Raw genomic sequence first — 13,765 nt, forward strand, 5'->3', positions numbered from 1 at the left:
CGCGATTCTGACAAACGGTCCCGCAGGCTGGCGAGGTTTCGTGAAATCTCTCCGACCTCATCGCCGCGCCCGGTGCCCTCAATGGCACTGTCGTAATCTTGGCCAACCAATCGATTGACCGCACGGGCTGCTTCGACCACCGGGCGGCTCAGCAAATTGCCAAAAATCAGCGCCATCACAAGAGCGCTGACCATGGCAATAGTGGTGGAGGCCAACTGGATCGCACGACTGCCCAACACCTGGGCACTGATCTGATCCTCAACAATCTTTTTCTTGCCACCAACTGCGTCCTGCAACCCGTCAATGGTGCTGCGCAGATGCGAGATCGCCGGCAAAACGGTGGTATATGCCATATCACGGCGGTCCTCGAAGGCCGCTTGTTCCAATTGCTTTGACATCGCATCGAACCCGTCAACGGTGGGCATCAATCCCGTGACCGTGTCAAACACGGCCGGATCACGGGCGTTTTCGATCTTGCCTTTTAGAAACAGCGCCTCGGCCTTGCCAATCTCGGTTGCGACCTCTTCTATGTTGCCACGGAACCGCGCCAGCCCTTCGTCTTCTCCGCCGGTATATGCCAGAAGGTCCGCCAAGCCCTGTTCAATATCTTCCTTGATATCATCCAGGCTCTTGAGCTGTGCAACCACCTCGCGTGAATGATAAATGCTGTCCGTCAGGCGGGCATTCACAAACCAGGATGTTGCGGCAATAGCCGCCAGCATTGCAACAAAGGCACCAACAAGCATGAAAACCTGGGTGCGGAGCGAGAAACGATTCATGTTGAGTACCAACCAAAAAAGGAGAGATTCGACGCAGAGGAGACATGAGAATCCTGAGCGCCTCGTTGCCGATAACTCTACTGGCTGCACATGAAGGTTCGGTTACTGATGCTCTGTATTGAAGGCCGCAATCGCTGGCATATGTGGCGGCTAAAGGCTGCTTTTGTGATAGCTGTTATAGCCCCGAAGGGCTGACAGGCTCTCGACTGACTGGCCCTCGGCTGGCAGGCCCTCGGCTGGCAGGCCAATTTCCTCTGCCCATTGGTCGCACTGGCGCGGTCGCACTGGCGCGGTCACACTGGCGCGGTCACACCGGGGAGGTCGCACTGAGGAGTGCCGCACTGGGGAGGCCGTACAGCGTCTGCCACAAAGCATGGGCCGCAAATCTCGTTGCCGCCCCAGAAACAAAGGCTCTGAATTTCACATCAGAGCCCTCGTGCCTTCCAGTGATGCCGCGGACTTAGGCTTGCGGCTTCAGCATCATATGTTTTGGTTTGTCGCCTGCATCATACCGCGCAATCGCCATTTCCATCAGCGCTTCAAAGTCGCGCACATATTGCTCTGAATCATAGAGCGGCGTGGTCATGAGGTTGTCTTGCAGTTTCTGACGTATCTCGGCCAGGGCTGCGGGATCGGTCGCAAGTTTCAGAGCCATGGCCCGATACTCTTCGACCGTATCCACAGAGAGCTCAGGACAGCCAATTGCGGAGACGATGGAGGAACAAACCCGCGCGGCAAAGTGTTTGCCAGCGTTGGTCAAAATTGGCAGGCCCGCCCAAACTGTTTCGCTGGCCGTGGTATGCGCATTACAGTTGAAAGCATCCAAAAACAGATCGCCGTGTTCCAGACGGGCGAAATGTTCTTTTGGCGAAACCCGCTCGGCAAAGAAGAGACGATCTGCAGCAACGCCGCGCGCTGTCGCTTCTTTAACCAGGTTCTTTTTTACCTCTTCACGCGGAGCCAGCAACCAAAGGACGCTGTCAGGCACCTCTTTCAACAAGGGCATCCAGACGTCGAAATCTCCCGGAGTGATCTTGTTGGGGTTGTTCAGACTGCAAAAAACAAACTTGCCCTCTGGCAGCCCCACCTCAGCGCGGGTGGTCTTTTCAGGCCGTAGACGCCAGCGGTCATTGGGCTGATAACAATTTGGCATATACATGATTTTTTCAGAATAATTCTTGCGCATTGCTGCTGGGATCGTGATGGGATCACCAATCATGTAGTCCATTGTCGGCAAACCCGTGGGCCCGGGAAACCCAAGAAAGGCCACCTGAACAGGCGCGCAGCGATAGGCAAAGCTCGCCAATCTGCCACCACGGGTAAAGCCCTTCAGGTCGATGGCAATGTCGATCCCATCCTGACGAGCGCGCTCAGCCAATTCGAAATCGCTCAGAGCTTTAACGTTTACATAGTGATCCGCAGCTTTCTGGACCCCCTGCAGGACAACATCTTCACGCTCTGCTGCAAAATCATAAATGTAGATTTCGAACCGGTCCTTGTCGTGCAGTTCAAAAAAATTGCCCAGAAGCATCATGGTCGCATGACCACGAAAGAAGTCATTTGAAAAATAACCGACCTTGATCCGCCGTCCTTCGGCCTTGTCCCGGAGGAGTTTTGGCAACTGTTTGAGTTGCTCCCTACATTGATTCATAATGATGCGGCAGCGCATCTCGACGCGCATCTTCAGCAGCGCCGGATTGTCGACAACACTGAGCAGAGTAAACGGCTCGACGTTTTGCGCAGTCTTGTCGCCCAAACGCAGAATATTCTGCAGCTCCGGGTAAAACGACCAATCGCTCTCGCCTTGGCAGGCATGCATCCAGTGATACGCGGTCGAGACTTCCTGTTTGTTTTGTTGATAAGCCGTCTGGAAAAAGGCCTTGGCATCCGCCGCGCGCCCCATCGTCAGCAGCAGCTTTCCCACCGCGCCCAGAATCTGGCTGTCGCCAGGGTTGAGCTTCATGGCCTCAACCAAAGTCAGAAGCGCTTGGTTGGAATCCCCTAACTGGACGTAGATTTCCCCCAAAAATCGGTAGAGAGTAGCATCTTTCGGAAATTCACTCAGACCGTCCTGAATGATCGATTTTGCCTTTTCCAGGTCATTCAGAACAATCTGCCTTGAAGCTTCTTCGGTATAGCTGCCCGGATCATTCATCACAGTAGTGCACCCCGCATTTGCCGCTTGATCCAGATCTTTTTGACCGGAAGCAGATTTTTCCAAAAAGCTGTGACCAACCATGATAAACCCTCGCTATGGAAACCCCGTTTGCGTGCGCCCGACCAAACAAAGACAGGCCCCTCAAAGAGATCATCGAAAAATTTTTCTCAGCCTAGGATAGTCACCCTAACAAACCCTTTCGGGATTTGACTGAAAACCAATTTAAATTTCTGCTGTATTGGAGGCAATGCGCCGTCTCTGCATTGCTATGGCCTGCCATGCACCTCTCCTTTTGCCGTGGTCCCCCCTTGGGGTTAAGGAACCAGAGAATGCGCCAAGGGTGCTAACGGCTTTGACAGGGGCTTTGGCAACGGCTTGTCGAGCAATTATTTGTCTGGCAAATATTTTTAGCACACGGCGATTACAATGCACCTTTGAGGCGCTACACAGGTATGTGACCGGCCCCAAGACAAGCAGGGCGTTACATTTTGCCTCGACCTTGCTAAGTCGAAAGAAGAATAAGGAGCCTGACCCCATGTTGACAAAACGTCACTTCATCATCTCTTCGGCCGCGTTATTTTCAGCGCCGTTTGCGGTTTCTTCGGCGACGGCAGCAACAACTGACAGGTCAAAATGGTCAGCATGGGATGCGCAGGTAACACCCGCGAATTATGACCCCAGCACATCTAACCCCTGGGGCGTTGGCGCGCGGTTTCTACCCCGTATCGTCGAGGCAAACGCAGGCCTGACGCCGGGAGACATCCATGTCGATGCCGTGGCGCGCTACCTGTATCACATCCGTGACGATGGCACTGCCATGCGATACGGCGTCGCCATTGCGCGGGGGAATCTTTACGAGCCTGGCACCTATTCAATAAAGCGAAAGGCAAAGTGGCCAACCTGGACACCAACGGCCGCGATGATAAAACGCGATCCCCATCTCTATAAGCAACATGCAGGCGGGATGAATGCGGGGCCGTCAAATCCGCTCGGGTCTCGGGCTTTTTACCTTTTCACCGGAAATCGCGACACCTATTTGCGCATTCACGGCTCACCCAGCCCAAAATCAATTGGTGGCAGAGCCAGCTCTGGCTGTGTGCGGATGATTATGCCGCATATCAATGATTTGTATGAACACGTAAACACCGGAGCTACTGCAAAGCTGTATCCGCCTGAAAACATGATATCTGCGAAAAGCTAGCGCCAATAGGCTTGCGCCCTGGCTGCCGCGAAAATCCACAGCGCGTCAGATGGTCAAACAGAGCGTCAGATGATCAACCTGTGACTGGTGAGCCTCCAACCGGTGAATCTGCGACCGGGGTATCTGCGACCGGGGCATCTGCTGCACGGCTGCATATCGGGCTGCCGTTTGTTGTGCGCAGCGGCAGGAAAGTCGTTTCAACGGGGCCGACATAGCGGTAAACATAACATCCATCTGCCGGGTCTATCCGAACAGCCGTCAAATCTTGGTTTGTCGCGGCAATTGCACGAACGCCCTCGGGTAATTCCTTGTAAAAGCCCTCAGTTGCGCCGCTGCTGGTGCTATGCACATCGGTGCAGGCGGCGGCCAGCAAAGGGGCGCATCCTACGATCAAAACCCAAGCCTTCATCTAAAGATTTCTCCCAAGATTTTCTATCTGTCGATTAAAGTATTCTCTTGCAAATGTACAATGGCTTTATGGCGCAACCCGCATGGGGCAAGTCATGCTGCCACTCCAGTGTGGACTCTCAGGGTCATGAGAAACTGGATAGCAATACACAGCAGCTGCAAATGTCGCGCGACAGTCAGCCCTGGATCCAGAGCACGCAATCGTGGCGGGCCTTGGGGGCGGGCATTGGGACAGGCCATGGAGGGGACAGGCATTGGGGGCGGCCGCGAGTCAGAAGCCAGACCGCTGACTTGCAAGTTTGCTAAACCTTGCGACAGTTGCGGGAAACTCTTCAAAAACAACTGATTTGCAAAAACCTGCTGGCCGATTTGGACACAAATTGCAATTCTATTGCGTCCCTGTGACGCGGCGTTCCGATGACGGCTTGCTCCGGCAGCTGGCTTGCGCGTAATTCTTTGCTAAACAAAAGCGAGGAGGACGCCGATGTCTTACACAGAGATCTATGCCAAGTGGAAAGCTGACCCCGAAGCCTTTTGGATGCAGGCGGCAGAGGCAATCGACTGGGTAGAGGCCCCGTCCAAGGCGCTGACCGACAAAGGCGAAGGCCTCTATGAGTGGTTCGCCGACGCCAAGGTCAACACCTGCTACAATGCGGTCGACCGTCATGTGGAAGCCGGACGCGGGGAGCAGACGGCCATCATCTATGACAGCCCGATCACCCATACCAAACGGGAAATCTCTTATGTCGAGCTGCGCAACCGGGTTGCCAATCTGGCCGGTGCCCTGCGGGCCAAGGGCATCGAGAAAGGCGATCGCGTCATCATCTACATGCCAATGATTCCTGAGGCACTAGAGGCCATGCTGGCCTGTGCGCGGATTGGCGCGGTGCATTCGGTGGTCTTTGGCGGCTTTGCAGCCAATGAGCTGGCGGTGCGGATTGATGACGCCACCCCCAAAGCCATTATCGCCGCCTCCGGCGGCTTGGAGCCGGGCCGCGTTGTGCATTACAAGCCGCTTCTCGACGGCGCTATTGATCTGGCCGAGCACAAGCCCGACTTTTGTGTGATCCTGCAGCGAGAACAGGAAGTGGCCGACCTTATTGAGGGGCGCGATGTCAACTGGCATGGCTTCCAATACGGCGTTCAGCCCGCTGACTGTGTGCCCGTCGAGGGCAATCACCCCTCTTATATTCTCTATACATCTGGCACCACAGGGCAGCCAAAGGGTGTGTTCCGCCATACCGCCGGGCAGCTGGTGGCGCTGAACTGGACGATGAAAAACGTCTACAACGTCGATCCCGGGGATGTGTTCTGGGCGGCATCAGACGTGGGCTGGGTCGTTGGCCACAGCTATATCTGCTATGCGCCCCTGATCCATGGCAACACCACCATCGTGTTTGAAGGCAAACCAATTGGCACCCCGGATGCGGGCACCTTCTGGCGGGTCATTTCCGAACATAAGGTAAAGAGCTTTTTCACAGCACCTACAGCCTTTCGCGCCGTCAAACGCGAAGACCCAAAAGGCGTGCTTGTTGGCAAATACGACCTCAGCTGCCTCGGGCAGGTCTATCTGGCGGGCGAGCGCGCCGACCCCGATACCATCCTCTGGGCTCAGGAGAAACTGCAAGTGCCGGTCGTAGACCACTGGTGGCAAACCGAGACCGGCTGGGCGATTGCTGCCAACCCATTGGGCATCGAAGAGCTGCCAACAAAACTGGGCTCACCGGCCGTGCCAATGCCCGGCTATGAGGTCGAGATCCTGGATGAAGGCGGCCACCCCGTCGCGGCCGGAGAGCTGGGCGCCATCGCCATCAAGCTGCCGCTGCCACCGGGCACCCTGCCCAACCTGTGGAACGCCGAAGAGCGATTTAAGAAAAGCTATCTCACCACCTTTCCCGGCTACGACGAGACTGGGGACGCGGGCATGAAGGATGAGGATGGCTATCTCTACATAATGGCGCGGACCGATGACGTGATCAATGTCGCCGGCCACCGCCTGTCCACCGGCGGTATGGAAGAAGTGCTGGCGGCGCACCCGGATGTGGCGGAATGCGCAGTGATTGGTGTCGCAGACCAGCTCAAGGGTCAGGCGCCGCTGGGCTTTTTGTGCCTCAATGCGGGCGTGGATCGCGCGCCCGAAGAGATCACGCGCGAAGTGGTCAAGCTGGTGCGCGAAAAGATCGGACCGGTTGCGGCCTTTAAACTGGCGGTGGTGGTGGATCGTCTGCCCAAGACGCGCTCGGGCAAGATCCTGCGCGCAACCATGGTGAATATCGCTGACGGCACGCCCTGGAAAATGCCCGCAACCATTGATGACCCGGCGATTCTGGACGAGATCACAGTGGCGCTGCAAAGCCTCGGCTTTGCCAAGGCCAGATCAGAGGCCTGACCAAAGCACTGGTCAAAGGACTGGTCAAAGCGCTGACAAAACAGGCTATCGGCCGGGGGCATACTCGCTTCCCGGCCGCATGCCGCACGAATTGCCTAGGGATGATGCTGCAGCTATAAAACTTTTTGGGCTGGCCCAGTGTGACACCCGGTTTTGCTTGCAACCCTCCCTTGCCGCTCTACCCTGCCTGCCAGGAGAAGAGCACAATGAACACACATGATATTTGGCGCCTGAGCGCCTCTGAGTTGTCTGACCTGACGCGATCCGGTGCGCTTTCTGCTGAAACAGCAGTGCAGGCCTCGATTGATCGGATGCAGGCCGTGAACCCCGCCCTGAACGCAGTGGTCGAAGACCTGAGCGCCGAGGCGCAATCTCGCGCCCGCGATCTGGACAAAGCCCGCACCGGCGGCGCAGCACCGGGGCCGCTGCACGGGGTGCCCGTCACAATCAAGATCAACGTCGATCAACAGGGCCACGCCACCTCCAACGGGGCCACCGCGCTAAAAGACCTGATTGCGCCGGGTGACGCACCGGTGGTTGCCAATCTTGAAAAGGCCGGCGCGGTGGTGATTGGCCGGACCAATACGCCCGAGTTCTCTTTTCGCGCCGATACCGATAATCCGCTGTTTGGCCGCACGCATAATCCCTGGGGCCGCCATATCTCGCCGGGAGGCTCCTCGGGGGGGGCAGGATCTGCCGTCATGGCCGGGATCGGTGCGCTGGCGCATGGCAACGACATTGGCGGATCCCTCCGGTTTCCGGCTGCCGCCAACGGCGCTGTGACCGTCAAACCCGGCCTTAGCCGCGTGCCTGCCTGGAACCCCAGCCAAAAGGCAGAACGTGGCATGCTGGCGCAGGCGATGTCGGTCCAGGGGCTGATCACCCGCTCAGCGGCGGACCTGCATCTGGCGATGCCCTCGCTGATTGCGCCGGACTGTCGTGACCCCTTTCACGCCCCCCTGCCCTGTCGCGGTGAAGACCTGCAAGGACCGATCAAGGTCGCCTTTACCCGCAACACCCATGGCTATGATCTGCACCCCGAGGTCAACCTCGCCCTTGAAACCGCCCGCGACGCCATGGTTGACGCCGGCTATGTGGTCGAAGAGGTCGAGCCCCCCAATGTCTTTGACGCCGGACGCACCGGCTATCGCGCGCTTATGGGCGAAGTCTATGCCATGATGAAGCAGGATGTGGACGCTGCGGGCTCTGACACCGTGCGCAAGATCTTTGAGGTCTATTTTCAGGAGTTCCCACCCTTCAGTGGCGTCGAGCTTTTGCAGATGATGGCCAAACGGACGCATTATGCCCGGGAATGGGCCCTGTTCATGCAACAGTACCCGCTGGTTCTCACACCGTTTTTGCCGCAACCGTTTTTCAAGCCGGATCGCGACACCGAAGGTGCAGAGGGCGTGCATGAGGTGCTGGGCTGCGCGGTCTATTCCTATGCCATGAATTTCCTTGGCCTGCCCGCGGGCTGCGTGCCCGCCCGTCTGGCGCCGCTGCCGACGGGGCCACAGCCTATCAATGTGCAAATCGTCGCCCGGCATTGGCGCGAGGACATGGCCGTAGATGCCTGCATTGCAATCGAGCAGCGTGTCGGGCGGTTCAGCCCGCACCTGTGGGATTTGATGGCCTAGGAAAAACGAGTAGCAAGAAAGGAAGCCGAGAGATGGATTGCTCCACTCCCGGCCCCTTTCTTACCATGAAAACTCGTTCACCGTTGCGAGGCTTTCGTCAAATGGCAAAAAGTGTCTCGCACTACAAGGACATCTCCAGGGGCGAACAAAATGCACAAAATCCGGAGATGTCTTGCCTCCACAGTGCATCACGCCGAGACCGGAACGCCAGCCCCCCTCACAAAAACGTGATCGCAATACGCACCTCGGATTGCGCCAAAACAAATCTTTTCAACTCAGATGTTTAAGAAGTAACTAAAAAGTTAATACCCGACTATTTCAGAGGGTTTTTGAGGCGGCAAATCAAGGCGGATTTCAGGTGAACTGTTCTGAAATCAAACGCGCTTCCAGCCCATGCCCCGGATCAAACAAAACCCTGTGGCGGATGCTTGGCTCGGTCTGAATTTCGACCCACTGGATGTCAGGGCAGGAAATTGAATCCGCTTCAGCCATCACCGGCCGCTTCTCGGCCTCGAGCACATCAAACCGCACCTTGGCGCTGCTGGGCAGCAAGGCACCTTGCCAGCGGCGGGGCCGAAACGCAGCAATTGCGGTCAGGGCCAAAACGTCAGATCCAATCGGCAGGGTCGGGCCATGCGCCGAATAGTTATAGGCGGTTGAGCCCGCAGGCGTCGACACCAAGGCCCCATCGCAGACCAGCTCTGCCAGGCGTTGACGCCCATCGACCGAAATCTTGAGACGCGCCGCCTGAGGCCCTGCCCGCAACAGGGACACCTCGTTGATGGCAAGCGCCTTGTGCCGCGCCCCTTCGCGATCCATGGCAGTCATCGACAGCGGATTGATGATCTCTTCTTCCGCCGCCTCCAGCCGGGCAATCAGCCCGTCTTCATGGTACTCATTCATCAAGAAACCGACAGTGCCGCGGTTCATCCCATAAACAGGCGCTGCAAGGTCCACCGTTTCATGCAGCGTCTTGAGCATAAAACCATCGCCGCCAAGGGCTACGATCACATCGGCCTCTAGCACGCCGACATTGCCGTGCAGCGTCACCAGGGCATCATAGGCCAGCTGCGCCACCGGGGCGTCACTGGCCGTAAAGGCGATTCTCATAGTGCGTAAACCCTGTTTCCAGTCTGAGCCATTTCGTTCCGAAACAAGCACAGCTGACACATAAAGACCAGACTTGCCGCTCTATCGCAGATGATTGCCGCTTTACAGGCTTTAAGACCTGTGAAGTTTCCGATAGGAAATTCCTCAGATCCGCCTTTCGTAACCTCCACTTCCAATACTAACGGAGCCACCATGTCTGTGACCACCCGTGACCCCGGTTTTTTCACCCAGACTCTGGCTGAACGCGACCCCGAACTTTTTGGCGCCATGACCGACGAGCTGCACCGCCAGCGCGACGAGATTGAGCTGATTGCGTCTGAAAACATCGTTTCTGCCGCCGTGATGGAAGCCCAGGGCTCTGTTCTCACCAACAAATATGCCGAAGGCTACCCGGGCCGTCGCTACTATGGTGGCTGCCAGCATGTCGATGTGGCCGAAAACCTCGCCATCGACCGCGCCAAACAGCTGTTTGGCTGTGATTTTGCCAATGTGCAGCCCAACTCTGGCAGCCAGGCCAACCAGGGCGTGTTCCAGGCCCTGATCCAGCCCGGCGACACCATTCTGGGTATGGACCTTTCTGCTGGTGGTCACCTGACCCACGGCGCGCGCCCCAACCAGTCGGGCAAATGGTTCAACGCCATTCACTATGGTGTGCGCAAAGATGACAACCGCATCGACTATGATCAGGTGCAGGCGCTTGCGACCGAGTACCAGCCCAAACTGATCATTGCTGGTGGCTCGGCCATTCCGCGTCAGATCGACTTTGCAAAATTCCGCGAAATCGCTGATTCTGTTGGCGCATACCTGCTTGTCGATATGGCCCACTTTGCTGGCCTGGTTGCCGCCGGAGAGCACCCCTCGCCCTTTCCACATGCGCATGTGGCCACCACAACGACCCACAAAACCCTGCGTGGACCACGCGGCGGCATGATCCTGACCAACGATGAAGCCATCGCCAAAAAGGTCAACTCAGCCATCTTCCCCGGCATTCAGGGCGGCCCCCTGATGCATGTGATCGCCGCCAAGGCGGTGGCCTTTGGTGAAGCGCTGCGCCCCGAGTTCAAAGCCTACCAGAAACAGGTGCGCGCCAATGCAGTTGCCCTGGCGGATGAGCTGATCAAGGGTGGCCTCGACATTGTCACCGGTGGCACCGACACCCATGTCATGCTGGTTGATCTGCGCCCCAAAGGCGTCACCGGCAATATCGTCGACAAGGCCCTGGGCCGCGCCAAAATCACCACCAACAAAAACGGCATCCCGTTTGACCCGGAAAAGCCCATGGTCACCTCTGGCATCCGTCTCGGCACCCCTGCGGGCACCACCCGTGGTTTTGGCGAGGATGAGTTCCGCGAGATCGCCCGTTTGATCGTCGAAGTGGTTGATGGCCTGGCCGCCAATGGTGAAGAGGGCAATGGCGCGGTTGAAGAAGCCGTCCGCGCCAAAGTCTCGGCGCTGTGCGGCCGTTTCCCGCTCTATCCAAACCTCTAAGGCGAGAGGCCGCCGACTGGGCGGCCCCTCCTCCAACACGCATTTGACTGCTCAAATGAGAGCCGCCGCAGGACATTCCTGCGGCGGCTCTCAATCTTCGTGCGACGGCCAAAGGCCTCACGCCATATCAAGCGGGACAGCCAGTCGACCAGACAAGTGATCAGACTGTCGACCGGGCAAGCGGCCGGGCAAAGCAAGCAACCAGCCAAGAAAACTGTGTTTACAAAAACCCACGCCAACGCAAAACAGCAATGAGCAAGGCAAAGACTGCAAGCAGGGAAAACGCCATGCTCGCCAGCACTTCGAGAACACGCCCCCAACGCCGGTCTGCAACATCAATCGCCGCAAGATGCGTTTTGACCTCACGCGCGGCCCCTTTGAGGGATTTTTCATCCAGGGTAAGGCGTAGCTTTGGGTGTTCCAGCAGCGGCACAGCCTGCACCAGTCGCATCCCTTGTTTGTAGATACGGCGCGGCAATTGGCGTCTCGCTTTTCCCAGCGCCGTGGCCAGATCGCCAGAGGCGCCCGCGTTGGTCTTTAACAGCTCCTGCAGCTCGTCGATATCGGCTAAGATGTCTTGCGCCATATCGGCATGCTCCATTCTGCAAGGACCGGATTTTCGGTCCCCGTATTGTTGAGCCCACAGTTTACCCCAAGCGCTCTGCTGTCTCAATGGGTCTGGCGCCGCGTTGCCTCCTCATTGGGCCTGAAGCCCCTATGCCCTCAATGGGTCTGGTGCCCCTGGGCCCGCAGCGCTATCACTGCCCTATGCTAAACTACATCACACATGGCACCGCCACCGACAAACCCCCTCTTCTGATCGCGCATGGCCTTTATGGATCAGCCCGCAATTGGGGCGTTATTGCCAAAAGGCTTGCGGATGAGCGCCTGGTGGTCGCGGTGGATCTGCGCAACCATGGTCACAGCCCCTGGACGCAAAGCCACAGCTACCCTGAAATGGCCGAGGATCTGGCAGAGGTCATTGACGCGCATGGCGGCCAGATGGATGTGATTGGGCACTCTATGGGTGGCAAGACGGCGATGATGCTGGCCCTGAACCATCCAGAGGCGGTGCATCGTCTGATTGTCGCGGATATTGCCCCCGTGTCCTACAGCCACAGCCAGATACAGTTCATCGAGGCCATGCGCGCGGTCAATTTTGACACGGTGGAGCGACGATCCGACGTCGAAGCCCAATTGGCAGCCGCCGGGGTAGAGCCTGCCTTGCAGAGCTTCTTTACCCAGTCGCTGGACATCCCCAATAAGCGCTGGCGGCTCAACCTGGACACACTGGCGCGACACATGCCTGACATTATGGCCTTCCCGCAGACCACGGCACAGTGGCAGGGACCGGTTCTGTTTCTGTCTGGCGGGGAGTCGGACTATGTCCGCCGCGAGGACCGGGAGATCACTCTGGCGCGCTTTCCGAAGGCCCGGTTTGCCAAGATCCCCGGAGCAGGCCACTGGTTGCACGCAGAAAAGCCACGGGAATTTGAGGCCAACGCCCGCGCTTTCCTCAACGCCTGACCACTGGCGGCTGCGCATCCGTACCTTAAAAGCCGCACATTCAAGATGGCAGCCAGCCTGCACAGCACCACAAGGCACGCGCCTCTAGGCAGAGGGGCGCTGATACAACTGACGTGCCACCAACCAGGCAACGGGCGCCCCAAGCACAGCCCCAAGGGCCGCGGCAACCAGAATGGCCGGTACGGACACAAAACCTGCGACCAGAACGGCAATAACGCCAACGCCAGCCAGACTGCTGCCGATGAGAGAATAAAGAACAGATGCAAGGCGCAACATGCGGGCCTCCCCGGATATGAAACATTGAATTCGTCTCACGTCCTAGCCCAGAGGCTGATGCCCCACCTTGATCCGGATCAGTTTTGCCTCACGCACTCATGCCAAGACTTACCCGCTCATGCCAAGGTCGACGGGTTCTTCAACCGGCGCGCCCGCCCCTTGCCAGTCTGAAAAGCCGCCCAGATTATAGACCTCGGCAAAGCCCATATCTTTTAGCAGTTTGCCAGCCAGGGCAGCACGCCCGCCACTGGCGCAATGCAGCACGATCACCCGGTCCATCCGGAGTTCCGGATCATGGAACGGACTGGCCGGATCAGCGCGAAACTCCAGCATGCCGCGTGGAATATGGTGTGAACCACTGGCGCGGCCCTGCAGTTCCAGCTCGGGAGCGTCGCGAATATCCAGCAAAAGTGCGCCCTCCGCTATCAACGCCTGCGCCTTTTCAACCGGGATCCGCGCAACAGCCGCATTTGCCGCCGCCATCATGTCTTGCAAAGAAATCGCCATCTCTCTCTCCTGAACTCGGCCCGGAATCAGTGGCTGCTACCGGGCATGTATAATTTCAATCAGGATGACGCTGTTCAGCCAACAAGGGAAGCCTCGGCGCGCATTAACTGTGAACACAGCCACGAGAGCTCCCCACCAGCTACAATTTGGCCCATTTTGGGGACAACGCAAAATCTCTGTAGGATATCTGAAACGTCTAATGCAAAGGCATATCCAGCCAACGCACTGAAATTTCCGAAAGATATGAGGGAGATGTGGTGCCCAGGAGAGGACTCGAACCTCCAC

At 57.6% G+C, this 13,765-nt stretch carries 12 protein-coding genes; 5 read left to right on the plus strand and 7 right to left on the minus strand.

Annotated elements, in window-relative coordinates; genetic code table 11:
• Both B4968_RS14695 and B4968_RS14700 read right to left on the minus strand, forming a co-directional pair.
• The coding region (locus tag B4968_RS14695) for a HAMP domain-containing protein (RefSeq protein ID WP_139792855.1) at nt 1-779 on the minus strand (779 nt) is incomplete at its 3' end.
• Nucleotides 780-1,239: 460 nt separating this feature from the next.
• Nucleotides 1,240-2,934 carry an O-linked N-acetylglucosamine transferase, SPINDLY family protein gene (locus tag B4968_RS14700; RefSeq protein ID WP_161492597.1) on the minus strand — a complete coding sequence of 565 codons (1,695 nt, stop codon included), beginning with the start codon at nt 2,932-2,934 and terminating at the stop codon, nt 1,240-1,242.
• Nucleotides 2,935-3,472: 538 nt separating this feature from the next.
• Here B4968_RS14700 and B4968_RS14705 point away from each other — a divergent pair.
• On the plus strand, nt 3,473-4,138 hold the full coding sequence (locus B4968_RS14705; RefSeq protein ID WP_083100173.1) for a L,D-transpeptidase: 666 nt from the start codon (nt 3,473-3,475) through the stop codon (nt 4,136-4,138).
• A 73-nt stretch (nt 4,139-4,211) separates the two neighbouring features.
• Here B4968_RS14705 and B4968_RS14710 read toward each other — a convergent pair whose 3' ends face one another.
• Nucleotides 4,212-4,547, minus strand: coding sequence for a hypothetical protein (locus tag B4968_RS14710; RefSeq protein WP_083100175.1), 336 nt, complete (start codon nt 4,545-4,547; stop codon nt 4,212-4,214).
• A 483-nt stretch (nt 4,548-5,030) separates the two neighbouring features.
• Here B4968_RS14710 and prpE point away from each other — a divergent pair, with 483 nt between their 5' ends.
• The gene (gene prpE, locus B4968_RS14715) at nt 5,031-6,935 is read left to right on the plus strand and encodes a propionate-CoA ligase PrpE (protein WP_083100177.1); all 1,905 of its coding nucleotides are present in this window, start codon (nt 5,031-5,033) and stop codon (nt 6,933-6,935) included.
• A gap of 206 nt (nt 6,936-7,141) precedes the next feature.
• Complete coding sequence (locus tag B4968_RS14720; RefSeq protein WP_083100179.1) at nt 7,142-8,572, plus strand: amidase family protein; 1,431 nt, start codon at nt 7,142-7,144, stop codon at nt 8,570-8,572.
• 354 nt (nt 8,573-8,926) lie between these two features.
• Here B4968_RS14720 and B4968_RS14730 read toward each other — a convergent pair whose 3' ends face one another.
• Entirely contained in the window at nt 8,927-9,682 is a 756-nt protein-coding gene (locus tag B4968_RS14730) for an NAD kinase (RefSeq protein WP_083100183.1), read from the minus strand.
• Between the two features lie 192 nt (nt 9,683-9,874).
• Between B4968_RS14730 and glyA the strand changes: the two genes are divergently transcribed.
• Nucleotides 9,875-11,170, plus strand: a complete 1,296-nt coding sequence (gene glyA / locus B4968_RS14740) for a serine hydroxymethyltransferase (RefSeq protein WP_083100187.1) — start codon at nt 9,875-9,877, stop codon at nt 11,168-11,170.
• A 220-nt stretch (nt 11,171-11,390) separates the two neighbouring features.
• Here the strand turns inward: glyA and B4968_RS14745 are convergent, their stop codons facing one another.
• Complete coding sequence (locus tag B4968_RS14745; RefSeq protein WP_083100192.1) at nt 11,391-11,756, minus strand: hypothetical protein; 366 nt, start codon at nt 11,754-11,756, stop codon at nt 11,391-11,393.
• A 140-nt stretch (nt 11,757-11,896) separates the two neighbouring features.
• Between B4968_RS14745 and B4968_RS14750 the strand changes: the two genes are divergently transcribed.
• Nucleotides 11,897-12,697 (plus strand): alpha/beta fold hydrolase, encoded by an 801-nt coding sequence (locus B4968_RS14750; protein WP_420916533.1) that lies wholly within the window; start codon nt 11,897-11,899, stop codon nt 12,695-12,697.
• Nucleotides 12,698-12,781: 84 nt separating this feature from the next.
• Here the strand turns inward: B4968_RS14750 and B4968_RS14755 are convergent, their stop codons facing one another.
• Together B4968_RS14755 and B4968_RS14760 are read right to left on the minus strand one after the other, a co-directional pair.
• Nucleotides 12,782-12,973 (minus strand): hypothetical protein, encoded by a 192-nt coding sequence (locus B4968_RS14755; protein WP_083100188.1) that lies wholly within the window; start codon nt 12,971-12,973, stop codon nt 12,782-12,784.
• 108 nt (nt 12,974-13,081) lie between these two features.
• On the minus strand, nt 13,082-13,480 hold the full coding sequence (locus B4968_RS14760; protein WP_083100190.1) for a rhodanese-like domain-containing protein: 399 nt from the start codon (nt 13,478-13,480) through the stop codon (nt 13,082-13,084).
• Nucleotides 13,481-13,765: the final 285 nt, after the last annotated feature.

The sequence above is a fragment of the Pseudophaeobacter leonis genome (assembly GCF_002087335.1).
GTDB classification, from domain to species: Bacteria; Pseudomonadota; Alphaproteobacteria; order Rhodobacterales; family Rhodobacteraceae; genus Pseudophaeobacter; species Pseudophaeobacter leonis.